This is a genomic window from Ktedonobacteraceae bacterium, assembly GCA_035653615.1.
In the GTDB taxonomy this organism is placed as follows: Bacteria; Chloroflexota; Ktedonobacteria; order Ktedonobacterales; family Ktedonobacteraceae; genus DASRBN01.
In genome coordinates this window covers 74,497-100,933 of record DASRBN010000025.1, presented here as the reverse complement: position 1 = coordinate 100,933, position 26,437 = coordinate 74,497, and the positions used below count along the sequence as shown (strand labels likewise).

Annotated in this window: 24 protein-coding genes; 11 read left to right on the top strand and 13 right to left on the bottom strand. The window is 52.7% G+C overall.

Annotated features, from left to right (window positions below):
• Positions 1-11: 11 nt before the first annotated feature.
• Entirely contained in the window at positions 12-1,958 is a 1,947-nt protein-coding gene (dxs, locus tag VFA09_13135) for a 1-deoxy-D-xylulose-5-phosphate synthase (protein HZU68214.1), read from the bottom strand.
• Between the two features lie 380 nt (positions 1,959-2,338).
• Between dxs and VFA09_13130 the strand changes: the two genes are divergently transcribed.
• Both VFA09_13130 and VFA09_13125 read left to right on the top strand, forming a co-directional pair.
• Positions 2,339-2,896, top strand: a complete 558-nt coding sequence (locus tag VFA09_13130) for a hypothetical protein (GenBank protein ID HZU68213.1) — start codon at positions 2,339-2,341, stop codon at positions 2,894-2,896.
• Between the two features lies 1 nt (position 2,897).
• A complete protein-coding gene (locus tag VFA09_13125; protein HZU68212.1) occupies positions 2,898-3,020 on the top strand; it encodes a hypothetical protein in 123 nt (40 codons plus the stop codon).
• 65 nt (positions 3,021-3,085) lie between these two features.
• On the opposite strand, the gene VFA09_13120 is transcribed toward VFA09_13125, so the two are convergent.
• Complete coding sequence (locus VFA09_13120; protein HZU68211.1) at positions 3,086-4,351, bottom strand: Glu/Leu/Phe/Val dehydrogenase; 1,266 nt, start codon at positions 4,349-4,351, stop codon at positions 3,086-3,088.
• A 261-nt stretch (positions 4,352-4,612) separates the two neighbouring features.
• Complete coding sequence (locus VFA09_13115) at positions 4,613-5,572, bottom strand: Gfo/Idh/MocA family oxidoreductase (GenBank protein HZU68210.1); 960 nt, start codon at positions 5,570-5,572, stop codon at positions 4,613-4,615.
• Positions 5,573-5,938: 366 nt separating this feature from the next.
• On the opposite strand from VFA09_13115, the gene VFA09_13110 reads away from it, so the two are divergent.
• Together VFA09_13110 and VFA09_13105 are read left to right on the top strand one after the other, a co-directional pair.
• Entirely contained in the window at positions 5,939-6,523 is a 585-nt protein-coding gene (locus VFA09_13110; protein HZU68209.1) for an ADP-ribosylation factor-like protein, read from the top strand.
• 378 nt (positions 6,524-6,901) lie between these two features.
• The gene (locus VFA09_13105; GenBank protein ID HZU68208.1) at positions 6,902-7,591 is read left to right on the top strand and encodes a response regulator transcription factor; all 690 of its coding nucleotides are present in this window, start codon (positions 6,902-6,904) and stop codon (positions 7,589-7,591) included.
• Here the strand turns inward: VFA09_13105 and VFA09_13100 are convergent, their stop codons facing one another.
• Positions 7,592-8,158 (bottom strand): hypothetical protein, encoded by a 567-nt coding sequence (locus VFA09_13100; GenBank protein ID HZU68207.1) that lies wholly within the window; start codon positions 8,156-8,158, stop codon positions 7,592-7,594.
• 193 nt (positions 8,159-8,351) lie between these two features.
• Here VFA09_13100 and glgP point away from each other — a divergent pair, with 193 nt between their 5' ends.
• Positions 8,352-10,904: an alpha-glucan family phosphorylase gene (gene glgP, locus VFA09_13095; protein ID HZU68206.1), complete on the top strand. Its 2,553-nt coding sequence runs from the start codon at positions 8,352-8,354 to the stop codon at positions 10,902-10,904.
• 112 nt (positions 10,905-11,016) lie between these two features.
• On the opposite strand, the gene VFA09_13090 is transcribed toward glgP, so the two are convergent.
• The 3 genes from VFA09_13090 to VFA09_13080 all read right to left on the bottom strand — a co-directional run bounded on the left by VFA09_13090 (position 11,017) and on the right by VFA09_13080 (position 15,437).
• Positions 11,017-13,482 (bottom strand): aldehyde dehydrogenase family protein, encoded by a 2,466-nt coding sequence (locus VFA09_13090; GenBank protein HZU68205.1) that lies wholly within the window; start codon positions 13,480-13,482, stop codon positions 11,017-11,019.
• A gap of 13 nt (positions 13,483-13,495) precedes the next feature.
• Positions 13,496-14,506, bottom strand: a complete 1,011-nt coding sequence (gene deoC, locus VFA09_13085) for a deoxyribose-phosphate aldolase (GenBank protein HZU68204.1) — start codon at positions 14,504-14,506, stop codon at positions 13,496-13,498.
• 202 nt (positions 14,507-14,708) lie between these two features.
• On the bottom strand, positions 14,709-15,437 hold the full coding sequence (locus VFA09_13080) for a hypothetical protein (GenBank protein ID HZU68203.1): 729 nt from the start codon (positions 15,435-15,437) through the stop codon (positions 14,709-14,711).
• A 226-nt stretch (positions 15,438-15,663) separates the two neighbouring features.
• Here VFA09_13080 and VFA09_13075 point away from each other — a divergent pair, with 226 nt between their 5' ends.
• From VFA09_13075 to VFA09_13065, 3 genes are all read left to right on the top strand, one after another.
• Positions 15,664-16,005 carry a hypothetical protein gene (locus VFA09_13075; GenBank protein HZU68202.1) on the top strand — a complete coding sequence of 114 codons (342 nt, stop codon included), beginning with the start codon at positions 15,664-15,666 and terminating at the stop codon, positions 16,003-16,005.
• A complete protein-coding gene (locus VFA09_13070) occupies positions 16,002-16,205 on the top strand; it encodes a hypothetical protein (protein HZU68201.1) in 204 nt (67 codons plus the stop codon). The genes VFA09_13075 and VFA09_13070 overlap by 4 nt, the downstream gene beginning before the upstream one ends.
• A gap of 165 nt (positions 16,206-16,370) precedes the next feature.
• Positions 16,371-16,541: a hypothetical protein gene (locus tag VFA09_13065; GenBank protein ID HZU68200.1), complete on the top strand. Its 171-nt coding sequence runs from the start codon at positions 16,371-16,373 to the stop codon at positions 16,539-16,541.
• 144 nt (positions 16,542-16,685) lie between these two features.
• Here the strand turns inward: VFA09_13065 and VFA09_13060 are convergent, their stop codons facing one another.
• From VFA09_13060 to VFA09_13050, 3 genes are all read right to left on the bottom strand, one after another.
• Positions 16,686-17,981, bottom strand: a complete 1,296-nt coding sequence (locus VFA09_13060) for a beta-propeller fold lactonase family protein (protein ID HZU68199.1) — start codon at positions 17,979-17,981, stop codon at positions 16,686-16,688.
• 255 nt (positions 17,982-18,236) lie between these two features.
• Positions 18,237-18,725, bottom strand: coding sequence for a twin-arginine translocation signal domain-containing protein (locus tag VFA09_13055; protein ID HZU68198.1), 489 nt, complete (start codon positions 18,723-18,725; stop codon positions 18,237-18,239).
• 12 nt (positions 18,726-18,737) lie between these two features.
• A complete protein-coding gene (locus VFA09_13050; protein ID HZU68197.1) occupies positions 18,738-19,709 on the bottom strand; it encodes a DUF4331 family protein in 972 nt (323 codons plus the stop codon).
• A gap of 389 nt (positions 19,710-20,098) precedes the next feature.
• Here VFA09_13050 and VFA09_13045 point away from each other — a divergent pair, with 389 nt between their 5' ends.
• Positions 20,099-20,707 carry an RNA polymerase sigma factor gene (locus VFA09_13045; GenBank protein HZU68196.1) on the top strand — a complete coding sequence of 203 codons (609 nt, stop codon included), beginning with the start codon at positions 20,099-20,101 and terminating at the stop codon, positions 20,705-20,707.
• The gene (locus VFA09_13040) at positions 20,704-22,251 is read left to right on the top strand and encodes a PQQ-binding-like beta-propeller repeat protein (protein HZU68195.1); all 1,548 of its coding nucleotides are present in this window, start codon (positions 20,704-20,706) and stop codon (positions 22,249-22,251) included. The genes VFA09_13045 and VFA09_13040 overlap by 4 nt, the downstream gene beginning before the upstream one ends.
• Before the next feature lie 94 nt (positions 22,252-22,345).
• Here the strand turns inward: VFA09_13040 and VFA09_13035 are convergent, their stop codons facing one another.
• A complete protein-coding gene (locus tag VFA09_13035; protein HZU68194.1) occupies positions 22,346-24,028 on the bottom strand; it encodes a CocE/NonD family hydrolase in 1,683 nt (560 codons plus the stop codon).
• A gap of 273 nt (positions 24,029-24,301) precedes the next feature.
• Between VFA09_13035 and VFA09_13030 the strand changes: the two genes are divergently transcribed.
• Positions 24,302-24,697, top strand: a complete 396-nt coding sequence (locus tag VFA09_13030) for a hypothetical protein (GenBank protein HZU68193.1) — start codon at positions 24,302-24,304, stop codon at positions 24,695-24,697.
• 137 nt (positions 24,698-24,834) lie between these two features.
• Here VFA09_13030 and VFA09_13025 read toward each other — a convergent pair whose 3' ends face one another.
• Entirely contained in the window at positions 24,835-25,542 is a 708-nt protein-coding gene (locus VFA09_13025; GenBank protein ID HZU68192.1) for a DUF169 domain-containing protein, read from the bottom strand.
• Positions 25,543-25,626: 84 nt separating this feature from the next.
• A complete protein-coding gene (locus tag VFA09_13020; GenBank protein HZU68191.1) occupies positions 25,627-26,424 on the bottom strand; it encodes a ribonuclease H in 798 nt (265 codons plus the stop codon).
• Between the last annotated feature and the right edge of the window lie 13 nt (positions 26,425-26,437).

Sequence of the window (26,437 nt, the reverse complement as noted above, 5' to 3'; positions counted from 1 at the left end):
TCGCACACCTATTAACGAGCCAGTTCGTATCCCTTAGACTCGGAATGCACAAGCTCCCGCACAACATCCTTGACATGCGAGGATGTCAGCCCATAGAGTTCCTTCAGGATAGAGGGCGCTCCATGTTCAACCAGCCTATCGGGGAAACCAATCAGCCGTATATCGACGTGAGGCAATAGACCGCGGGCCTCTAGCAATTCGAGTACCGCGCTGCCGAAACCACCCGCGACGACATGATCTTCGATGGTCACCATACGCCGTGTTCCCCTGGCCAGCCGCAGGATCATTTCCTCGTCAAGGGGCTTGGCCCAACGCGCATTTACTACGGTCACATGAATGCCTTCTTCCGCCAGTTCTTTGGCCGCCAGTTCCGCCTGCGCAACAGTTGTGCCATAGGCCAGAATGGTGCAATCTTGCCGCTCCGCATCTTCAATAGTAGCCGGACTCAGCAGTTCTGCCTTACCGACCTCCAGTTTACGCAATTCGGCATCCAGGGGCACACCAACCGCCTTCCCCCTGGCATAGCGCAAAGCAACGGGACCATCCATATACACAGCAGTATAAAGCATATGGCGCAGTTCATTCTCATCCTTGGGCGCCATGAGCTTCATATTGGGAATGGGGCGTAGGAAAGCAATATCGAATACGCCGTGCTGGGTTGGGCCATCCTCGCCCACTACACCGGCACGATCCATGGCAAAGACGACGTGCAGGTCTTGCATACAGATGTCGTGTATCACCTGGTCATAAGCGCGCTGCAAGAAAGTGGAATAGATGGCAACGACGGGACGCAGACCACCCACAGCAAGGCCGCCAGCGAAGGTGACGGCGTGCTGTTCCGCGATGCCGACATCAAAGTAGCGCTCTGGAAAGCGCTGGTGCATCTTTTTCAGGCCGGTACCTTCCGCCATTGCCGCCGTGATGCCGACAATCGACTTATCCTTCTCGGCCAGTTCCACCAATGTATTCGCAAAGACATCCGTATAGGTCGGTGGGTCGGAAGGGTTTTTCTTGATAACGCCGGTTTCATAATCGAAAGCGCCAGGGCCATGCCATTTGGTCGAGTCCTTTTCCGCGAACTCCCAACCCTTGCCCTTTTTCGTGACCACCTGCACGATGACGGGGCCTTCGATATGCTTGATATTCTCAAAAACGTCGAGCATCAACGGAATATTATGCCCATCGAAAGGTCCAAAGAATTTGATGCCCAATTCTTCAAAGATAAGCCCTGCCTTGCTGTGCATCACAAAATTCTTGAAGCTCATTTCGGCACGACCCGCCGCCTCGCGCGCTTTGTCCCCGACCACCGGAAGTTTTTCGATTGATCCTTTTGCCATTTCACGTAACTGGCGATAGCTGGGAGAAGTTTCTACCTGGCGTATCTTCCCCAGGTAATGATGCAAAGCTCCAACATTATCAGAGATGGATTTCTCATTGTCATTCAAGACAATGATGAGATTTTTTTTGAGACTGCCCGCATTGTTGATCGCTTCCAGAGCCATACCGCCGGTTAACGCGCCATCACCTATCACGGCTACGACTTTGAAATTCTGTCCTTGCAGGTCACGAGCGACAGCTAAGCCGAGCGCGGCTGAAATTGAAGTGCTGGCATGGCTTGCCCCGAAGACATCATAAGGGCTTTCATCACGCCGCAGATAGCCGGAAAGACCACCGAATTGACGTATGGTATGGAAACGGTCTCTTCGTCCCGTCAGAAGCTTATGCACATAAGCCTGGTGCCCAATATCCCAGACCAGCAGGTCGTTTGGGGTATCGAAAACGTAGTGCAGCGCCATCGTCAGTTCAACCACGCCCAGGTTTGGGGCCAGGTGACCACCTTTTACCGAGACCTTTTCGATGATCTCACGTCGAATTTCTTCAGCCAGTTGCTGCATTTGCGCGGTTGTCAGGGCGCGTAACTGCTCTGGGCCATTAATAGTATCGAGAATCCTCGCCAAGTATTTCCTCCAAAACTCGTAGGGCATCCTGAGGGGTGCCAGTCGCCAATAACTACCATCCTATTTTCTCTCATAAGACGTTAGAATCAGGCATCGGGGGTCTAAAGCATCATACTATATTATATGGGCGCGAACAGTTCCATGCAAATACTCTCAAACATCAATTCATGCACCTGGGGTCTTGACAGGCTAGCAGTTCCCATTATAAGCAGCTTCAGACCTATAAAAATACATCTTGACAGATAGTTACTTTCTTCATATGATGACAGTGGAGATACCACCGGTAGGGATGAAAGTTCTTGCCTTTTCGGAAGTGGTAGAACTACAAATTATGCGGGGCGGTTACGAGGATCGCCTTACAGAAAAATAACAGGTGGAGAATGACAAGGAAAGATAGCGAGAAAGACGCAGAACGGCCACATTACTATTCTCAGTTCTGGCTCGATGTCGCTGCCGGGCGCAGGGTGATCGGCGGGTCAAAATCCGAAGATGGCACCGAAAGCGCGGAGGCGGAGCTTCCAGAACCAATAGCCCTTCGTAGAGCCGGGCGTACAAGCACAGCCCCTACCAGCGATGGGCATAGGGAAACACGATCCCAATCTGTCGTTGAGCCTGCCTTCGCACCCGATGAAGAAGAGGAAGAGGAAATGGAACCCGAACTGGAGGAACCTGACCTCGTTGCTGAAGAGGATGAACTGGGCATTCCAAACATCGATGTGGATGAAATGGCCGATGATACCGAATTCCCCGATTTAGACCTCGTTACCCCCGAAGCCGAAGAAGACGAAGAGGAAGATTTCTTCGACGAGGAGGACGAGGAGGAAGAAGAAGACGATTGGGCCATTGGCCGGGGCCGCAAAAAGCCCAAACCGGGCCGGCAAGTGAAACCACCCAAGCCGAGCAAAAAGCCCAGGCGCGAGCCACGACGCGGATTCTAACGTGGCCGATGAATCGGCGCTGGGCGCGATCAATCGGCCCCTACGGGATGCCCGTAGGGGCCGATTGATCGCGCCCAGCGCCGATTCATCGGCCCGCGCGTTTATTGCCGCAATAATTTGTTAAAAACCATCACCGGCTATCACGGGATCATCAAAGTTATCTGATTACACCCATAAGGTGAAGCTCGCCTACGGGTAAATGCCACGCACCTGCGTCGCTTCCGCTACACGGGAGATAGCAAGCATATTGGCGGCCAATCGCATATCGCAGGAGTAGTGCTCTGCTTTCTCGGTAACAGCAGCAAAGGCGCGATTCATAATTACTTCGAGCTTTTGCGTAATCTCTTCAACTCCCCAGAAGAAACTTTGCAGATCCTGCACCCATTCGAAGTAGCTGACGGTCACACCACCGGCATTGGCGAGAATATCGGGCACAACAATGATATCCTTGTCGAAGAGGATCTTATCTGCCTCGGGTGTTGTTGGCCCATTCGCAGCTTCTGCTACAATGCGCGCCTGGATGCGATCAGCATTGATTGCCGTAATGACACCCTCAGTAGCAGCAGGAATCAGAATGTCGCAGGGTACTTCCAATACATCCTGGATGCTCACCTTTTGAGCACGAGGGAAATCGGTGACGCTTCCTTTTTCTTGCTTATGACGGAGAACGGCTGAAGGATCAAGCCCGGACTCATCGTAGATGCCGCCGCGCGTATCACTAACCGCCACAATCTTGCACCCTTCCTGGTGGAAGAGGCGCGCGGCGATAGAACCAGCATTGCCGAAGCCCTGTATGCTGACACGAGCGCCTTGCAGCGGCATGCCGATACGCTTAGCCGCCTGGCGAGTCACGAACAGGACACCGGTCGCGGTCGCGTCGTTGCGGCCCTCACTTCCGCCAATCGAGAGCGGTTTGCCGGTAACGACTGCTGGAATTGAAAAACCTTCGTGCATGGAATAGGTATCCATAATCCATGCCATCACCTGCGAGTTCGTATTGACATCGGGAGCTGGAATATCACCGTGCGGCCCGATAATAACGGAAATCTCAGTAGCATAGCGGCGAGTGAGACGCTCTAATTCGCCGGGGCTCATATGCTTGGGATCGCAGATGACGCCCCCTTTAGCGCCGCCATAGGGGATTCCGACCACGGCGCATTTCCAGCTCATCCACATAGCCAGCGCCTTCACCTCATCCAGCGTCACCTCGGGGCTGTAGCGAATGCCGCCCTTAGCCGGACCGCGATTCACGTTATGCTGAACACGATAACCTGTAAACGTCCTGATTCGACCATCGTCGAGCCTTACGGGGAAATGAACGGTAAGCTCGCGTTTAGGCTGTCGCAGAATCTCGCGCATATCCTCAGAGAGGTTAAGCTTATCAGCGGCAGCTTCGAACTGCTGGACCGCCATATCGTAGGGATTCAATGCGGCAGACTTCACATCGTCGTGCATTGTCTGCATCTCCTTTTCATGCGTACCAACTCCTTCCTGCATTGAAGAAGTTTCGTACATTTTTTTGTAAGTAGGTGTATTCGAACTATAGCGTGACTGCAAGCTGTAGCATAAAAGAAAACAAAGCAGTGATTGCTTCACTGCATCTTCCTTGATCGATATTCAACGACCGTCGCTATTTTCTTCTCTCACCCCCTTCTTCTATTGATACCAGTAAGTCTAGCCTTTCCCAGGACTTTCGTCAATAGTTGAAAAGAACAATCATCTCACATTTTTTCTCAACTGATCTAACACATGCAGCGTTGCACGCCCATCAGAAGCAGGATAAAGCAAGGAAGCCTGGCCAAGCATGCAATCGATAAAGTGCGATACCATCGCCTGGTAAGGGTCTGCCGGCGCAAAAACTTTTTGCTCCAGGGTCGAACCGCGTTGTATAAACAGCAGCGTCGTGTCATCTTTCCAGGCAGTAAAAGCAAGCGGCGCTGTGACAGCTCCTTTACTTCCCACCACTTCAATGACCTGGTGTTCGGCTGCGGTAAAACTGCATTGGATATGGGCCAGAATATCCCGCTCAAAACGCAAAATAGCCATCGTACTGGTATCAACACCATTCTGGCTATATGAAATACCCTGCGTGTCTTGTGGCTCGGAACCGGTAAGCCAGCGAGCAGCATTGACACAATAGCTTCCTACATCCAGTAACGCTCCTCCCCCGAACTGGGAGAAATTACGATAATTGCCGGGTGCATGGAAAGGAAAAGAGAAGGCGGTATGCAAAAAGCGGATGTTTCCACAGGCACCGGAAACCAGCAATTGCTTCAGGTATTGCATACGCGGATGAAAACGATACATGACGGCTTCCATTAACAGGACATGCGCTTGCCGGCAGGCGGCAATCATTTCATCGCATTCGGCAGCGTTCATGGCCAGTGGCTTCTCGCATAATACATGTTTGCCAGCTTGAGCAGCACGAATCGTCCATTTATAGTGCAGGTGGTTGGGAAGCGCGATATAGACGGCCTGGATATCAGGGTCTGCCAGCAACTGGTCGTAGTCATCATACGCTTGCTTAATACTAAACCGGGCAGCAGTAAGCCGGGCGCGTTCTTTATTGCTGCTGGCTACGGCAAGTACGCGGGCGTTCGCTACGTTCTGGATGGCGGGAATGACGGCGCGAGTGGCAACAAAACCGGGGCCTAACACTCCCCAATTGCAGGGCATATCATACTCCTAAATGCTCGTACTTCTCGTTCAGTCTAGTATAGGCAGCCTCAACCGGACAGTCAAGAGCAGTGCAATAGCCCAGAAGTCCTATAGGAGTCAAGATTTGTAAACAAGCAAGTGCCGGTGTTTATAATTGATTCGTGTAGCAAGAGAAAGGGTGCTCGCTTGCTGCTGAGATAAGTAGTGAAGGCGCTTGAGAGCTAAGTTGACATTTCCTTGAAATAGAGTATACTGTTCCATTGTAGGAGAGTTGGTGCTAGTAGAGGAGACCTCAGAGGAATCACCTCTACTGTTCTTCTTTAGATTTCAGCCCAGGCGTTATTGGGAAGAGGCGCGTTTGAGCGGGTAGGAGAATAATAAGTTATGTCCCTGATCAACATGGCGAAGCGAGAAATCAATTGTAAGATAGTCTATTATGGCATCGGTTTGAGTGGCAAAACCACGAATCTGCACTATATACACCAGGCGGTTAATCCAAGAGATGTAGGTGACATGGTTTCGATTGACACAGAGACCGAACGAACCTTGTATTTTGATCTGTTACCCCTTGAACTGGGCAAAGTTCACGGCTTCCAGATTCGCTTTCAACTCTACACCGTGCCAGGTCAGATACTCTACCAGCAGACACGCATTTCTGTTCTCAAAGGCGCCGATTGCGTGATTTTTGTCGCCGACTCCCAGGCCAGCAAGCTGCAAGAGAATATCGAGTGCTGGAACGAGCTTCAGGAGCAGCTCCGGCGCATGAACAAGGAAATCACGGAGTTCCCCCTGGTGATGCAATGGAACAAACGCGACTTGCAGGATATCCTGCCTGTTCCGGTGCTGGAGCAGTATCTCAACACCTATCACGCGCCGAGTTTTGAGTCCGTTGCGGTCACCGGCAAGGGCGTGATCGAGTGCCTGCGAGTGGGCATCAATTCTACACTGCGCCGCCTTGAGCGCATTTAGTCATCTTAAGCGTATTGCCGGGAGCGGCCGCAACGTCATTTGAGGTGTGCCGGTCGCTCCGCCTGCTCTTCAGTTTTCCTGGCTTTGCTGTCATCAGCCAGGAAAAGCTCTTGTGCAATCCATAAACATGCCGACATATAAACCATATGGGCTATCTCACGATTGTCCATCATGAGCTAAACGTGTATAATGTTCCAATGATCGGGTTATAACTTACCTGTTCCATGGAACAGGCTATGAGTATACCTGAGACACTCCCCCTGCCTTCTTGAGGAGTGAGTGCATACTTTCTCTCTATTTCGTAATCAATTGATAGAAGTGAGGCAGTACAGTGGCAGGACTCCAACTCCGCTCCGGCTGCTCTGAACGAGGAATTGAATGGACACAATACGAGTAATCATCGTTGATGAGCAGCCCCTGTTTCGCGAAGGTATTCGTTATACCCTCGAAAACATGGGAAATTGTGAAATCATTGGCACATCTACCGATGCCGTCGAAGTTCTTGAGATGGCCCGCCTGGGCAATCCCGACGTTGCCGTGATCGACGCCGGATTGACTTCAACGGACCCGCTCGAGATCATCAGACAAATGCGTCATATTGCTCCACAGGTAGCAGTAATGATTCTTACACCCTCCGAAGACGAGGAACGGCTATTTCAATCCATCAAGGTTGGCGCTGCTGCCTATTATGCGCGCAATATCACGCCGGGAGAACTCGCCGACGCGGTTAAGCGTGTCAGCCAGGGCGAATATTTGATTAATGATGACGTCCTTTCAAAGCCGCAGCTGGCCAGCCGCGTACTCAAGTCGTTCCGCGAGCTGGCGGTCGAAGAGGAAGACCCGACCACAAAAGACCTCTATTCTCCCCTGTCGAGCCGCGAAGTTGAAATCCTGGACTATATTGCGCGCGGTAACAGCAATAAAGAGATTGCCAAATCATTGAAGATTAGCGATCAAACGGTGAAAAATCATATTACCTCGATCCTCAAAAAGCTCTCGGTCAACGACCGTACAGCGGCGGTCGTCCACGCGCTGCGCCACGGTTGGATTAAGATGCACGATAGTTGATCAAATACGGATCGCCAGCAGTTCCTGGCCGGTATTCGCGTCGAGGAAGACGTAGAGGTCGTAATGTTTTGAGAGCGACTGAGATGGGTCGGCTGAGGGATCGGAAGATGGTTGGGGTATTTGTTGGTACAGCACCATCCAGGCGGGTTGATTGGTAATGGCCCGCTGCGGTGTTGCTGTACCTGTCCCATCATAGCTCAAAAGGACATAGCTGGCGCTCGTTCTCTGCGCGTTCGCGGCTGCGTCCGGCTCAAGCTCTCCGGCCATCAACAGCGCCTGTTGTTGAGTGAGCGCGGGCGGCGAAGCAGGAGTCCCTAACGAAATTCCGGCGGCAGTTAATGGTGCAATCTGACCTACGGTAGGAGTTGGTTGAGTCAGACCAGGAATGGGGAGCAACGAGATGCCTGTTCCCCCTGTAAAGCGGTTTGAAATCATCCATGCCAGCCATAATAACGCGAGCGCAAGCAAGAAGGCGCCTACAATTCCACTTACCAGGCGTTTTTTTGTAGTCAGTTCCTCAAGCCTGGTTAGCTGCCGGCCCCGGGTGTTTCTTCTATAGCCTGCCACGTTGTTTTCTCCTCAGCAATTCGTGATACCTGCCCGACTCACCTGGAGCCAGTATAGAGGAAATGCTGCCTGAAAGCAATCATTGTGAAAGACAAAGAAATGGGGATACCATTTTGTTCGCCATCGAATTGACCTGACTTTCCCCAAATTATATACTTGTTTTAGTAGACATCACAGAAAGGAACCTTTATCCGTGAAAGTATTTGGCCGCATGACGGTCTTTCCCATCATGCCTTCGCGCATTAGCCGACTGTATGAGCTGGCTTACAATCTATGGTGGAGCTGGCATCCAGAGGCGCGTGCCCTTTATAGAAAACTAGACCCTGATTTGTGGGAAAAGGTCGGGCATAATCCCGTTCATTTCCTGAGCGAATTGGACCCGCGGCTGCTGGAACAGGCCGCTGAAGACAAGGTATACCTGGAACATTACGACAGCGTCCTGGAGGACTTCGACCGCTATATGCATCCGCGGGCCGAGGAAACGTGGTTCTCACAGACTTATCCCGAATATGCAGATCAAACAATCGCCTATTTTTCGGCAGAGTTCGGATTACATGAATCCTTGCCTATCTATTCCGGTGGCCTGGGCATCCTCTCAGGAGATCATTGCAAAGAGGCCAGCGACCTCGGTCTGCCTTTCGTCGGCGTAGGCTTTCTCTATCCTCAGGGCTACTTCCGCCAGGCAGTGACCCGCGAGGGAGTGCAGGAGGCCTTTTATGACAAGCTGCATTTTTCAGAGGCGCCCGCTACCCCCGCCCTTGGACCTGATGGCAACGAGGTCATGATCAGCGTCGACCTGCCGGGACGCCGTATTCATGCCAAAGTGTGGAAGTTACAGGTTGGGCGCATCCCGCTGTACCTCATGGACACGGATGTTCCCCCCAACGCTCCGCATGACCGCGAACTTTCCGCCCGCCTCTACGGTGGAGATCGCGAGATGCGTATCTCGCAGGAGATCGTACTGGGCATCGGTGGCGTGCGCGCCCTGCGCGCTTTAGGCATTTCACCTGCCGCGTGGCATCTTAATGAGGGACACGCGGCCTTTTTGAATCTGGAACGCTGCCGCGAACTGGTTGCTGCCGGATTGAAATTTAATGAGGCAAGAGAAGCGGTTGCGGCAAATTCGCTCTTCACGACACATACCCCGGTACCCGCCGGCAATGACACCTTCAGTTACGATCTTATTGACAAGTACTTTGGCTCCTACTGGGGACAACTTGGACTCAATCGCGAGCAATTCATGGAGATTGCACGCGAGGATCATGGCTGGGGCCCAACCTTCAGTATGACGGTGCTGGCGCTGCGCTTAACGGGCGACCATAATGGCGTGAGCCGCCTGCATGGGGATGTTTCGCGTAAGATGTGGCAGTTTTTGTGGCCTGGAATCGATCCCGACGAGGTACCGATTGACTACATCACGAACGGCATTCATACCCCTTCCTGGATTTCTCCGCAGATGAACGACCTGTTCAAACGCTACCTCGGTGAGGATTGGGAGAATCACGTGGATGATCCCGATTTATGGAACCGCATCGATGAGATTCCCGACGAAAAACTCTGGAATGTTCATTTGGAGAGAAAAGAGGCCCTTATTGCGTATGCTCGCCGCCATTTGAGAGATCAACACCTACGACTGGGTGAGGGATCGGTCCAGATTGCCGAGATTGAACGCATGCTGAACAAAGATGCGCTCATCATTGGCTTTGCACGACGTTTCGCTACCTATAAGCGCGCCACACTGATCTTCCGTGACTTTGATCGACTGAATCGCATTGTGAACAACCCTCAACGCCCGGTACAAATTATCTTCGCGGGCAAGGCACATCCCGCCGATGAACCTGGCAAAGCGCTGATCGAACAGGTCTATCGCTTCTCGCGCAGCGATGCATTGCGCGGCAAGATCATATTCCTGGAAAACTATGATATCGACATGGCGCGCTACCTGGTTTCAGGCACAGACCTCTGGCTGAACAATCCCATCCGCCCGCACGAGGCAAGTGGCACAAGCGGTCAAAAGGCTGCGTTGAACGGACAGCCCAATTGCAGTATTCTCGATGGCTGGTGGGCCGAGGGCTATAATGGCAAGAACGGTTGGGCCATCGGCGAGGAACGGGAGTATCACGATACAAACGTGCAGGCCGAGGCGGATAGCCTTTCACTCTACCGGTTGCTTGAAGAAGAGATTGTCCCAACCTATTATGATTGCGGGTCAGACGGCATCCCGCACCGCTGGATTGCCTTTATGAAAGAGGCTATTCGCACTTGCGCTCCGCAGTTCAGTATGAAACGGATGGTGAAAGAGTATACCACCCGTTTCTATGTGCCAGAAATCCAGCGGGGCATAGCCATTGCACAGGACAATTACGAACGGGCGCGTGTCCTGGCAGCATGGAAAGACAAGATAAGGAAGAGCTGGCAGAGCCTGGAAGTGTATGCTGATGGGCAGCGCGATGGGCAGTTGAGCCTCGGCGAGGGCATCGATGTACGCGCATGGGTGCGCGGTGATGGACTGCGCCCCCAGGATTTAAGCGTCGAGCTGGTCTATGGCGATGCTAACGACGAGCAGCTTCCAATCCAGCATACGTTACCAATGCAATACACCAAGCAGGAACTGGACGGCTCCTACCGCTTTGACCTGCGCCTGCAGCCGCCCGAAAGTGGCAGCATTGCCTACGGTATCCGCGTGCTGCCAAACCATCCGGCCCTCGGCGGCAAGCATGAGATGGGACTGGTGCGCTGGGCATAAAGTACAGCAATTCAGATGGCATTGAGAACCTGGCTCAGAAGATCTGTAGGGACAGCGACTGGTCCCTACAGATTCCTTTTCGCCGCGATTTGCTGTCCGGTTTGCGCCTGGACTACTCCCCATACGGTATCCAGATATTCTTCACCTGGGTGGCCTCGTGTAGGAACTCTTCGCCCTCGCCCTGAACAGGGTCCAACCAGTTACGAGGGTGACCATAATTGACCCAGGTGCGCTTCATATTGCCCGCCGATGCCAGTTCAACTCGTTTGCAGCCCTCGGATGGGCCGAAGTACCACATAGAGTCTACATCGTCATGATCGGCCAGCACCTGGCTGAGCGTATCGCGATCACCCGTCACGATATTTACGACTCCATTGGGAAGATCAGAGGTTTCCAGCACCTGGTAGAAATCGGTGGCACTTAAAGGCGACGTTTGTGACGGCACAACCACAATCGTATTGCCCATAGCGATTGCCGGCGCTACTAATGATACAAAGCCGAGCAACGGGAACGCTTCGGGGCAGGCAATACCGATGACGCCAATGGGTTCGGGCATAGCCAGTACCGCTCCACGTATCGGTGGACGATGCACAAAGCCCTCAAACTTATCCGTCCAGGCGGCATAGCTGAAGAGGCGCGAGATGCTGGCTTCAACTTCTGAAAGCGCATCCGAGTAAGAACGGCCCGTTTGCTGCACAATGCGCCGCGCGAATTCCTCTTCGCGTACCGCCAGGTTCTCGGCGATGTAGTAGAGTATCTGCGCGCGGTTATGCGTCGTTCCAACAGCCCAACCGGCAGCGGCATGTGCCGCCTCGACCGCGTTACGGATATCTTTCCGATTGCCTTCGCCCACCTGCCCCACCATCTGCCCCTCTGGATTAAAAACATCCCGGCTATAACCAGAATCCGGTCGCACCTGCTTGCCGCCGATGAACATCTTCGGCGTGCGATCAATCGATGGCATTACCGGATGATAACCATTGCCCGCATCGACCTCAATCTCTTCCCTACGCGGCTCCTCATTATCTTCATCCACTATTTGCCTGGAACCATTAGAAGACGACGATTCTACAGCTATAGGAAATTCGTGGTTGGATATGGATGAAGATGATTCCCATTTCGGACGCACGTATTCGTAGAGGCCCTCTTTGCCACCTTCGCGACCAAAACCACTTTCGCGGTAGCCGCCAAAGCCACTTGAGGCATCGAAGAGGTTGGTACAGTTGATCCAGACACTTCCGGCTTTGAGTTTGGGAGCAACGTCGAGGGCAAGATTGATATTCTCGCTCCAGACGCTGGCCGCCAGTCCATAGCGTGTGTTGTTCGCCAGTTCGACCGCTTCGTTAGGCGTGCGAAAGGTCATGGAGACCAGGACAGGGCCGAAGATTTCGACCTGCGCGATGGTTGTGGCCGGGGAGACATTGGTGAAGAGGGTAGGCGGGAAGAAGTAGCCCTCACTCGGACAGGCCCACGATGGCTGCCACATCACCGCTCCCTCTTCAACGCCCTGATTGACCAGGCGCTGAATCTCTTTCAACTGGCCTGGGGAGACGATTGCCCCAATATCCACTGCTTTGTCCAGGGGATCGCCGATGCGCAGGTGTTCCATACGCAGGCGCAGTTTTTCGACCAGGCGATCAGCGATATCTTCCTGCACGAGCAGGCGCGAACCGGCGCAGCATACCTGGCCCTGGTTGAACCAGATGGCATCAACGACGCCTTCGACAACGCTATCCAGGTCAGCGTCATCGAAGACGATGAAAGGCGATTTGCCACCCAGTTCAAGCGAGAGTTTTTTGCCAGAGCCTGCCGTAGCCCGGCGGATGCTGCGGCCCACATCAGTCGAACCGGTAAAGGCAATCTTATTCACATCGGGATGGCGCACCAGCGCCTCACCAACCCGCGATGCCTCACCGGTTACGATGTTGATGACTCCCGGTGGCAAACCTATCTCCTGGATGATTTCAGCAAATTTCAGGGCGGTCAGCGAGGTATACCGCGCCGGTTTCAGGACAACCGTATTGCCCATGGCGAGCGCGGGAGCTATTTTCCAGGCCAGCATGAGCAAGGGGAAATTCCAGGGGATGATCTGGCCGACGACACCTACCGGCTCGTAATTGGGAAGCTCCGAGGCCATGAGCTGCGCCCAGCCAGCATGATAGTAGAAATGGCGGGCGACGAGCGGGATATCGATATCGCGCGTCTCGCGAATAGGCTTGCCATTGTCAAGCGATTCCAGCACGGCCAGCAGGCGCGAGTGCTTTTGAATGTGACGCGCGATAGCATAGAGATACCGGGCGCGCACATGGCCAGGAGTTCTGCCCCAGCTTTCAAAGGCGGCGCGAGCGGCTGCTACTGCCGCATCGACATCGGCACTATTGGCTGAGGCGATTTGCGCGAGCAGCTTACCAGTGGCAGGATTGATGCTTTCCATATACTGTCCGCTGGCCGGTTTGACCCACGAATTGTTTATAAACAACTCGAACGGTTCGTGCGCCGAAATCCATGTCAATCCGGGAGCGGCAGCTTCGGGAGCAGGGCCATATTCCATTGTGTTGAAGATCTCCATGACGTTCATACCGTCGCTCCTCTCAAGCCATCGGATTGTGATGGGCCGCGGCATAGTGGCCGGTGACGAAGTACGAGAGCTGGCGCTCAATATCGGCAAGCAAACCGCTGGCACCAATGCGGAACAACCTGTTGCTCAGCCATTCGTTGCCCAATTCTTCTTTCATTAAGATCAGCCAGTCGAGCGAAGATTTGGCGCTGCGAATACCGCCTGCCGGTTTGAAGCCAACTTTATAGCCCGTGCGCTCAAAATAATCGCGAATGGCACGCACCATGACCACTCCAACGGGAAGCGTGGCATTAACAGCCTCTTTACCGGTAGAGGTTTTGATGAAATCGGCTCCAGCCATCATGCAGACGAGGCTCGCCATATCGACATTGCGCAACGTGGCGAGTTCGTGCGTGGCAAGGATGGTTTTCATATGGGCTTCACCGCAAGCAGCGCGGAAGGCACGCACTTCGTCATACAGCGCCTGCCAGTTGCCGGTCAAAACGTGGGCGCGCGAAATGACGATATCGATCTCCCTGGCCCCGGCCTTAACCGATGTATTTATCTCCTCGAGCTTCTGCTCAAACGCGATTTGGCCGGCGGGAAAGCCCGTCGAGACGGCGGCCACGGGAATATCAGAGCCACGCAGCGCCTCGACCGATACCGGAACGAGGTTATGATAGACACAGACTGCCCCAACTTTCAGGTCGAGATCCCCTGCTCCCAGCGCATCCAATATTTCCTGGCGCACAGGATGACGGGCCTTGGCGCAGAGGCGCAGGACATTGCCAGGCGTATCGTCGCCTGCCAGCGTAGTGAGATCAATGCAGGTGATTGCTCTCAATAACCACGCCGCCTGCCACTCTTTCTTGACTGTGCGCCGTGTAGGTATGGTTGCTGCTCGCCGCTCGACCGCGCTGCGATTAACGCGCGCCTGGCGCACCCAGTCCATATCCAGCGGTATGCCTGGATTGCGCACAGGATGGGATACGGCATCAAACTGGGGAGAAATATCTGGCCCGGTTCGTCTTTTGGTTGTGGTCATCGGTTTTGTCCTTGAAGTGACTGAAGCCCTTGCTTGCTTCAGGTTGTCTCACGGTTATACGTCTATCTTCACTTATAAGCAAGGGGATTGTCAAGCTGAGACGGCGTTATCTTATTGCATGTCCTGGGATTATGGTTGGAAGAGGGGCAGATGTGCCAGCCGCTCTCTTTTTTTGCCAATGACGCCATATATTGATAGCGCACTAATTCAACGCCTGCTTGATTGTGGCACCAAAAGCTGGAGGCAAGAGTATACCCCTGGATAACTCACCGGAATCCGGCCAGTAGGCTCGTATGACTGAAGTGCCGTCCTGGAGATGAAAATCAATGAAATACTGGCTGCTTCCCTGGCTCCGGTAGTTCTGGTTTACGGGCGCGTTAAGAACCATCGCAACGAGCTCTTCTACCTGTTTTGAATCTTTAACAGACCCCAATTCGGTTCTGCCATCCTGGGGACTGTTTATACCTATATACAGTACTTTTCCGCTGATGTCGAGCAGGTCAGCGCCCACTTTAGCATGGGGATTGGTATCCGATTCGTAAAGTTGTAGTTCGCCATCCTCATAGGCGGCCAGCCGGAATGTTGGTTTGTAACCCTTTACAGTGTATACCTTTGTCCCTGGATTGAGAAATGCAGCATCTCCATCCTTACTTTGATAGTTCGGGGCCTGTACGTTACCATCCAGCTTGAATCTGATGGTAGCGAAGACTGGTCCCAGGTCCTTAGCAACTAATGGGCGACCAGGGCTTGCAGCCTCATAGGTTATTCCCCCAAATTTAATGAAATCCACCCAATCGATCTGTACACGGGTCTGTACATTCTGCGAGTTCGATGAGGGTAAGGCGGCACAGGCGACTAAAACGAGTGGAGATAACAGGCAAAATACGCATATGGAAGTAACTTGAGAACCCTTATTAGTAATGTTTCTCATGCACACATTCCTCCATCTATGAATTGATGCTTTCAATAATATGTTTGCTGTAAAAGCAGACGATGAAGAGGGATAAATTGTTCCCAATAACGGGAACTCATGCATTGGACAGGAACAGGAACAGAATGATAGAATACAACTACATACAAACTCGACCAGAGGAAACCACAACTTCTATTTACTCCCCTGGTCCATATTACTTACAGATTGGAGCGCGCTATGTCCTATGAACAACTCCCACGCTGAATATGCGCAACAATTGAAAGATGCGGTGCTGCAAAGTCCCGGCGCTACATCCACCGAAATGCGACAGGCTGTCGCGGCATATGTTGCCCACCTGGGTGGTAGCCCCAGCAATTCGGCTGGAGATATTCCTGCTGGCTTAGCCATGTATCTCAAAAAAGTTGCATTACATGCCTACAAGACGACTGATGAGGATATCGCGGTACTGCGCCAGTCCGGCTATTCTGAAGATGCTATTTTCGAAATCACGTTGAGCGCCGCGCTTGGCGCGGGGCTGGCACGTTTAGAGTGTGGACTGGCAGCTTTGAAAGGAGAACAGGAATGAGGCTTGAGAAACTTGACCAGGTAATGGCAGATAAGCCCGTACCTGATGTTACCCGTGTAATATCCTATCGACCAGAGTTCTTTGGTCTTCCTTTCTCTCGCTGCTTAGAGGATGTGATGCGCGGCCCTTCAGAATGGAGTGTCGGAGAACGGGAGTTGTTCGCAGCCTTCGTCTCGCGCAAAAATCAATGTCCCTTTTGAACGGGTAGTCACGGCGCGGTCGCGTCGAAGGCACTCGGAAACGAGTTCGTCCAGGCAGTACTGGAAGACTGGCATACGGCTCCCATTAATGAGAAGCTACGAGCAACGCTCGGCTTTTTAGAGAAGTTAACACTTTCCCCTCAAGATGTTGGGCCAGGTGATATAGTGCCAGTACGTGAGGCAGGGGTCAGCGACGCAGCTATCGAGGATGCCATCTACGTTTGTGCCTATTTCAATATGATTGATCGCATCGCGGATTCCCTGGGGTTCAAGGTGCTATCGGATGAAACGTTCGCGGCACGAGCGGGGAGATTCCTGGAGCTAGGGTATCTTTGATGCGCGCCAGCAATGGCCTTTACGCCCTCGAGAAGTGTATCGATGCTATTCTGGCACAAGAGGAAAGTCAACAACAAGAGTAGAAAAGCACAGGAGCGTTGCCAGCATAGCAACGCTCCTGTGTATTTCAGACCGATCATCTACCTAATCGGAGGCGAGGCCAATCGCTGAAAATGGAAGAGTATACTGGGAAGGATCGATGACGGTTGTCAGGCTGCCATCATGGTGAACCTGGAAGCCACTCAGCGTGGCAGGTCCAGGAGGTGAGTTCAGGAGCCGGGAGTCCAGCACGTATAAGTAGCGGCTATTGCGGCTCAATCCCTCTTCCAACGGGAAGGTGTCTGATGGCGTCGAACCGGTTACACCATCGGAGTTCAACAGACTGATCTTACCATTCTCATGGATGCGATAACCCGAGATGGTATGACTGTCCGCATCAGAGGTGTAGGCATAGTGTCCATTCTGGGTGATAACCATCCAGCATGGCGCAACCTGATGATCAGGTACCGGGCCATTGATGAGCTGGATACTTCCATGAACGAGGCGATAGGCTGTTACTGCACCTGTGTTGTTCTGACCACCCATGCCATCATCGACGATCAGCTCATGCCTGCTGGCAGGATCAAAAGCCATGCCAAAGGGATAGACACCCGTCGAGGGATAGGTTGTTGGACCACTCAGGCTGCCATCCGAGTGAATCTGATACACATCGATCAAGTTTGTCACCTTCTCTGTGACCACCAGGAAGTGGCCAGTCGGATCAATCAGTACCTCAGCAGGATTGGGCTGGGAAGTACTGAGCGGCTGGGTCGCCCCTGGAATCGGGTGCAGATTACCCTTGCGGTCAACATGGAAGCCTGCAACATTGGCCGATTGCGAACTTCCATTAGCAGCATTCAAGACATAGAGCAACCCGGCGCGATAGCTCAGGCTGACCGGGCCGGTTCCACCGGAGGAAAAAACGCCTACAGGAGAGAGTTGCTTCCCATGCACATCGACGACAGAAATCTGGTTACTCCCCGCGTCCACTGCGAAGAGTCTTGTCCCATCGGGAGCAAGAATTAACGAACCCTGTGTGCCATCGGCGAATGCTGATAAACTGCCAGTTCCACCAATAGAGGTTACACCTAACAGTGTCAGCGAACCATCTCTACCACGCGCGAAGACGGTGATCGAATTGGAGCCGCTCAAGTCGTTGTTTAAGACGTACACATAGCCAGCAATATTCCAATCAGCCGCCGCAAACGTGCGTGGAGCAGGTCCGAGCAGCAGAGCCAGCCCGGACAGGATCAGGGCAATCAGCGTACAGCTGATGAGCGACTGACCACTTATCAGCCGAGTATTGCTGCCTTTTGAGATGGAAGACGTGTTTATCTGGCCTGCAAAGGGACCGGACATAGACCTAGCGGCTAGAACGAACGTCTTCTGTATAGTTGCCATAACGAAACTCCTTTCTGAGGAAAGTAAGGCAAGGCATTCTCCCGGCGCTAGATTGTGCCATACGCGAAGAGACACCAGTTCCTCTTTAGCTACAGTTGGCGCAGTATCCTCTATTCGAGCATTAGCACAAGAGCCCCAGGGAGAATAACCCTGAAATCAATGCTTTTGCATCTCTTCACTTGCCATACATACTGATGTCAGCTATTACGGATATGTATATGACAGGAAGAGAAAACAACCTGGCTTACCGCACTACTAGTCGAGGTCAAGCTGGATCTCGGTCCCAAAGAAGCCTGTACGCGCAATCTTAGAAGCAGGATCAATATGCATCTCGAAGGTCACGCTCTCACCACGCAACAACTGAGAACGATCATCGATCACACCGTAAAGGTAGTACATCCCATCACGCACCTCTACCTCCGTAATGCGAACAATGCGCGATAAACCGGGGAGCGCAATATTGCTCATATCTCCGGGATGGCCTGCCATGACCGATTTCGTCACCATACCTGTCTTCGTGTTGAGATCGATATGACCCTGGATCACGTAGGACGCGTAACTGGGCATTGGTCGCGAGGGCATACCTGCTACTGCCCGGAAGGTGAAGGTGCCTGCATGCGTGTTGGTCGTCAGTTTAGGTGCCTTCGGCAGATTTGGCAGGACGACCGCCCCTCCAGCGCTTGCCGCTGCGAGCGAACCGGCTCCGGCCAACTGTAAGAATCTGCGTCGATTAATTCCACTCATTGCTTTCACCTCCTAATGCGGTATGCCTACATAAGGGAACTCTGAAAGGTAATCAGTGTGCGGCCCCACCATATCAGTGGTGATCTGGCCATTCGTGACAATCGTCAATGAGATGTCAATGACATCGTCGGTCAGTTGCCGCCCGTTGAAATTGGCATAGCCCTGATTACTGTGGTAGTTATACGAGAGGATATCCGGCAGCAGAATCTTCGCGATAGCATCCGCGTGTGCCTCATCATAGCCGAATGACTCCAGCACATCCTCGAACTTTTCCTCGAAGAGATCGCGGTCCTGCGTCGGCTGAATCTTGTTGAACGTGTTTTTGTCATCGCCATGGTTGAACACGGTATTGAGGGCGGGATGGCCCATGCGATCAACCTGGTAGTATGTCTTGCCATCGGGATTAGGCAGCAAGACCCTGAACCAGATACCAATCTGCGGATTCGAGCCAAGGGCATGGTTGGGGACTTCCAGAACGATACTATAGACATTCTTATCGATGAAGAAGTCGTTGCCAGTGAACTGGAAGTTGTTCAGAAAGCCCAACAGGTCGAAGAAAAACGGATCGCTGCGGAAACCGGCGAAGAACTTGTATTCCCCTGCTGTCGTAATATGCGCCTGCTTGCCAAAGGAGACAGGTGCATGCTCGATAATGACATGACCGCTGCCATTCAATTTCGCGGCATCTGCTCCCGTAGCCCGGCGGACGGTCGCGAACTGCTTCGTTTCCTGTTTGTTTATCTCAGAAAAGGTAAACCGGAACGCAATTTCGGCCACCGCGTCGCCATCGGTGTCGACTTGAAGATCGTAGATCGCCCCGTCATCGAACTCATCGTCGAGCGTGGGCGCTAACGGATTGACGTTCAGAATCAGAATCGACTTGTTCGGGTCCCCTGGCTTTTGAAAGATGTAGATATCGGTGATATCCACCTTCGCATTCATATTAGGGGACTGTAGACCAGGTGCGTCTAAATGGTCTGCCATACACAACTCCTTTGTTCCTGTATGCTCCCTAGATACACATAAAGATGGCGCATGAGGGCATACCATACCTGAAAATCGATTACCGTTTGGGTTGATTTCTGCGCCACTCTATCTAAGGTATGTTGAATAACGGGATGTACTGACGCCAACTGCCGCTAAAGAGGAACTCTCCATCCCGTTTTCGATATACTTTGGCCTGAGTAGAGTGACCCTGACAAGGTGTACGGAGCTTCAGGAATTCTGGATTATTTTTCAATGAGAAATTTTGAAAGGCACTTTTGCAGATAAGAATACAAGAATGTAGCATGACTGCTACAGGGTTTTCCTTTCCTCAAGCGTCTTAGGAGTGATATCCTTCATATGACAACCCTGGAGGAAAGAAGAGCGTAATGCACGACCTCTCCTACAACTCAATCGACCCTGCCGGTAAGCCCGAACCTCTCGAGAATACGGTCGAGGATGTGAAATTGGCACGCCGGGGCGATGAGGCGGCCTTCACAAGGCTTTTTCATCAATATAACGCTCCTATTTGCGCCTACCTGGGCAGCCTGATTGGCAACGCAGAAGTCGGAAATGATCTTGCCCAGGAAACCTTTATTCGGGCCTGGAAAAGTTTGCCGGGTCTAGTTGATGATTCTCTTTTCAAATCCTGGCTCTATCGCATTGCCACGAATCTGGCCCATTCGTATATACGGCACGAGCGGCTGGTGCGCTGGCTACCCTGGCATGAACAAAGCGGCCAGGATGATGCACCTTCAGCCTGGATCGAGGGAGCCGAAATGCAGGCCGAGGAAGTTGATCGTGTCCGCAAAGTCCTGGCAGAATTGGGGCCACAGGCGCGTAGTTGTTTGCTGCTCCAGCTCTACGCAGGTTTCTCACAGCGCGAGATCGCCTCGGCGCTCAATATCAGTGAAAAAAGCGTTAGCGCATATGTCAGCCGCGCCCGCGAACAGTTCCGTAGGCTCTATCGTCAGTCGCAAGGAGATCATTCGCAATGAAACAGCACAGCACTGCTTCCAATAAACCCTGCCCGGAATGGCTTGAAAAACTGAATGCATACCATCCCGACGACCTCAGCCCTGAAGAGCGAACGCAACTGAACAAACACCTGGAAACATGCGCGCGATGCCGGCCTGTCAAAGCCGAATACGCGACTATCAACGCTCGTATTCTCAGTCTGCCCCGTGCCAGGCCGCTGCCCGCTCTCCCGGTTCGCTTGCAGGAATTGATGGGCACACAAACAGAGACTGAACAAACACTTTCGAGCGAACCAATACAGGGCAATGGCTCATTGCGACCTGCACAAACTCCGGCACCTACTCGTTCAGGGCCGGTTCAGCGTCAAGATAGAAGCCCCGTAAGCAAGCTCAATCGTGCTGCCGCTGTGCTGGTCACAGTAGCTCTGCTGGGAAGTCTCCTGCTTCTGCTCGGTACGTACCGGTCCAGCCTCAATACACTATCGTCCTCAAACACTGCTCACCTGTATGTGATCTCAAGAGGGCCAGGCGAGCAATCGAACATGATCCTCACCAGGCTAAATCCGGCCAACGCTCAGGTTATCTGGCAACAAGGGCTTGATAGCACCTTGGAAGGTTACGGCTTCTCCACGCGGGGCAATCTCTACTTTCCGGCGCAAGATGGCAATATCTATGCTTACAACGGTGGCGATGGGCATGCATTATGGCATACCAATGTAAGTCACGAACCTGCCGCATCCACCAGTGTTTCGCTGCTCACCTACCAGAACCTCGTTATCGATAGCATCACTAATACCAGTGTTGGTAGTGGCGACCTTTATGCATTTAATGCGCAAACAGGGGCCGTCGCCTGGCATAAAGCTATTTCTTGCGCGACCTCAAACAATTGTGCCCCATCTGGACGCCTTATGCTCCAGGCAAATGGAATCATATATGGGCTTGCTGAGGATGGTCTTTCTGCGTGGAATGCCGCGAATGGCCGTTTCCTCTGGCGCTATCCAGACTACCAGCTGGACGGTTATCCTCAATCAATGGTGGTATCGAACGGCAAACTCTACATCACCAATTATTCTCTCAAAATAGACGTGCTGGATGCCAAATCAGGGCGCTTCCTTCACAGCCTGGCATCGCTCGAACACAATCCTGGGGAAGTTTATGATATCGCTGCCAACAAGAATATCATCTATATACTTGCAGATCAGATGGTGTCTGCTTACCGGGCAAGCGACGACACGCTGCTCTGGAAACGGTCGTTTAGCTATCATTCGCAAGGCACAATCTACGCAGGCAACAGCGGCATTTATGTGAATTATTACGACATTACTATGGGAAAAGCTGGCACAGGCGGCTCCGACAACTATCTTTATTCGTTAGATCCCGGCGACGGCCATATTCTCTGGCAGCGCCAGGATCTTCCCTACACGGGCGGTTCGTACCCGGTCGAATTTAATAACATCATCTGTATTGGAGGGTTCCATAGCGTCTTTGGCCTCAGCGTCAGCGATGGCAAACAGGTCTGGCAGTTCTCTCCCAGCGGTTCTGTCAATGATGTCTTCAGCGGCTGATGTTCCTGCCTCACAACTGATTGAAAGGTTCCAGGTGAATAAGCTGCTATTCACTTGCCCGCCTGCTATCAGGCTTGCCTGGTAAATCATCGCCTTAGCTTTTGGATATAACCGGCAACACCACCGCAGAAGGATGCTCCCCATCATGATAAATCCGCTGCTCAGCGACTGCCATTTCCGTCGTAACTCCCAGGGGCGCGCCCGTATTCAAATTGCGGTCGTACTTCGGAAACGCGCTCGAACTGATCTCCAACCCGATGCGATGACCGGCTTTGAACACCTGCGCGGTATTCCAGCAATCGATGGAATAATGATAGATTCTGCCTGGCTCGATCAATGACGGTCGATCCATCCCATCGCGGAAACGAGCGCGTACCATGCCATCGCAGAGACGCTGGGTGAAACCGGTGGGCCAGATATCTACCAGTTTGGCCGTAAAGTCGGTATCGGGGGCTGAAGATGAGGCATACAAATCGACACGGATAGGGCCAGTAACTTCGATATCCTCTGAAAGCGGCCCGGTCACATAGACCAGCACATCGTCGCGGCGTTCGATGGCGGCATAATCATCGGGACCACCGATCTGGGAAGAGGTTGGTTCTGTAATAAATGGCACTGGGCGCGCCGGGTCATAACGATAGTTATCAGGCAGCTCTTGCGCTGATGGCTTAGTCGTTGAAAGTGTGCCGTCGCCGAAACGACTATTGGCGCGCCCCTGACTGTGCAGGTAATAGGATGTCCATTGTGTGCGAGCAAGCGGCCATTCACGTTCGTCGCGCCATTCGTTCGCGCCCATGACAAAGATGCGAACAGGAGCTTCATCTCGTGCCGTTTCATCTGTGACGCCTTTCAGCCAGCGATCAAACCAGCGCAGTTCTTCCGCGCGTAGATCGATCAGGGCCTGTGGGCCAAAATCGACCTCGCCCAGTTTTGAGTCTTTGTTCACCACATGTCCCCATGGACCCACGAGCAATTTCTGGCCAGCTCTCGCTTCGGGCGTAGCCGCATGTGCCGTCATGCCAATGTAGTTGAGCGGAGTACCAATCTGCTCGTCGTCGTACCAGCCAGAAATATGCAGTACAGGGACGTTAACGCGATCAAACTTCTTCTGATAGCAAAGCGGTTCCCAGTAATCATCTAGCTGTGGATGCTCGATATCCGCGTGCCAGTGTGGAATAGAGCGCCCTATTCGCTCGTCCATCGTTATCATAGGCAGGTGCTCATAAACCTGTGCCCAGTCAACGGCTTCCATTAACTGGTTTGTATGTCCACTGACGAAGTGTAACCAGCAGAGGTGCATAGGAGAAGGCAGACCGGTCGGCGTTTCGACAAAAGGGTCCGCTGGGGTTACGCGCACGATCATGGCGCGCAGGTGTGGTGGTTGATGGAGAGCCGCCAGCCATTGAATACGGCCAGGATATGAGCTTCCCATTGTGCCAATATTTCTATCCGACCAGGGCTGCGTGGCGCACCATTCAATGGCATCGTAACCATCCTGCCCATCATTGATATATGGTACGAACTGGCCGTCAGAATCGCCACGCCCGCGCACATCCATTGCGACGAAGATATAGCCATGTTCCGCATAGTAGCTCGCAAGTGCCAGCTGAAGCTCGTTCAATTTCATATATGGCGTGCGCGTCAGGATGATGGGATATTTTTTCGATGCGCTCGCGTCAATCGGAAAATATATGTCGGCTGAGAGGGTGATGCCGTCGCGCATAGGAACACGCCGGTTGAATTCGACACGGACTTTTTTGGGGTCTGGGGTGGTCATAAATGAGTATCGCTTTCTATTTGTAGCTGCTTCAATTTCATGATCTTCTACTCTGTAGAGCGAAGTCACTACTTTCCAGTCTATCACATCTTCATTCAGCAGTAACGTCTATGCGAAGGCCGGCCATTGCTGCTCAGAACAGTATCGCTCACACGAAAAATAGTTGGAATCAAACTACTGGCAGACCAACTATTCGATGGCTTATAATATCCATTGATGGGATTCAAGCTGTGAATCTCTGAACGGGGGATATTTCTTTCAGGAGGTTTTACCATGGTACAAGACAGGGTTATCCGCGCGCTACGTATGTGCTTTCTCAGCAGTCTGTTGGCAGTAGCGGTACTGCTGGTGCTGCCTTTTAGTGTGAGCGCCCTCTCGGTCGCGCATGGGCAGGCAAGCGCTCATCCGACTAAGAGCGTGACGGTCAAGATCATACAAAAACACGGAACTTACAAGTTCAAGCCCAAGAAGATCACGGTCACGCAGGGAGAGCAGGGAACGCTGGATAACACCACGAATATTGATCAGACGATTACGTACATGGGCGCTCCGATTTACACCATCCCGGCCAATAGCTCTATCACCGTAACGATAGCATTTACACCCGGAACATACGTGGTGAGCTTGCTCTCGAATCCTAATGCGCATTTGACGATCATCGTGAAGTGACGCTCCGATCAGGACTTCATAGGATATTTCAACTACGAGATCCACTTACGTTTTTCGGTTTTGATGCAAAGAGGTCCTGAGAATGGCTTATCTCAGGACCTCTTTGGGTGTTCAGGCGAGAAGGTTTGCTTACAAACTCACACGCTGAAGCTTTCCTTCTGCTGTTGATGGAAAGGCGCAAGAGCAGCATTGGCAGCCACAGTTATCTCCAGGCGCTCAACGAGTCCGGCAAAATCGGGGCCTGGGAGCGTCAAGACCAGCTCGGATGGAGTCAGGCCGGTGTAGGTACGGGCTCCAACACAGCCAAAGCTCATTGAAGTAGTTCCTGTCTTCAGGGCGCGCGGGATGACGGCGCACGTAGGTCGCCCAAAAGCCGATTGACCGCCCTGATGCAGCCAGTTCATGTTACCCATAGCTTCAGCTACCAGCATGGCCTGCTGCGTATCTAGAATGCAAAGTATCACGTCAGCCTCTACCGGGAGTTGATCCAACCGGCCATAGACGATACCCTGGTGAGGTTTGTCCACGACAGGCAAAGCGGCGACTTCAGCAGGTGAAAAATATTGTATATCGGCCATCGTCTGTACCAATGCCTGCGCTCGTTGTTGAGAAGCTTCCGGCATCGTAAAACCCATTGTCATCATCCCAATCGGACAATTCTGATGATCCTCAGCGGTCGCATAGAAAACATCTTGTTCGGCCAGCCGCCAGAAGGTGCAGGCGGAAGGCACACGTTTATTTGTATGCGGAATGCTCTCTGGGATAGTCTCGACAAATGCCAGGCCGATAGGTGGTTGTTTCAATTGCAGCAGTTGGGTAAATCGTTGGGGCAGGTCTTGATACACGCTGTTCTTCCTTCTGGTTGGGCCTTATAAGGGCAGCATTCCTGCCCCGTCCAATTGTATCACATGAAAAAGGAAGATTATCCGCTACAACCCATACTTCTTGATAAGCACCCTTACCCAGTTCACCTGCTTTTCTGAAGGAACAAACTTATTCTTCTGCATGCGCTTCGCCATATCATTCACAAATGCACGCTCATTGGCAGAGACGCGCGAACTATCGATGGCGGTGCTGTCAAACAAGGTTTTCAGCTTCTGCACTTGCTGGCGTAGAGCGGCCAGTTCGGCAGGAGGCATCATATTGCGTGCTTCGGGCGCTTGCGAAGCCTGCCATTGTTCATAGGCAACCTTATCTCCGTTCCAGGCGCCCAGGCCGGCCAGTTCGTCGGCGCGCTCGTTCTGGCGATGACCGGCATGCCCGCGCACCCATTCAAACACCGGAGGAGATTGACGTTTTCTGAGCAGGATACGGTACAGCTCCCAAAGGTCGGAATTGGCCTGCATCTGGAAAACACCCCTGGCGACTTTGATGGTATATTCACTATCGCTATAGATAGTCAGGGGCTGATCCCTCGGGGCAAGGCAGAGTGCAGCCAGAACAGCGGTTATCTCGGCACGATTATTGGTAGTGGTCGCGGATCTGGGAATATGTCCATAGCACTCGATGCGCGGGGCATCTGACGGCAGTTCGCCATCAATAAGCTCGTCCGCGGCCACAAGAATGACACTCCAACCCGCGGGTCCGCCTGGATTTTTTATACACGCCCCATCGGTATATGCTATCGCCGCCCTTTCGCCAACGGTTTCCTGAACCGTTTCAACGGGGATGTTTCGCAAGGCATTGAGTATCGATTGCCATTCCAACGAGTCATCAGCGAGGCTCATAGAAGTATCCGAT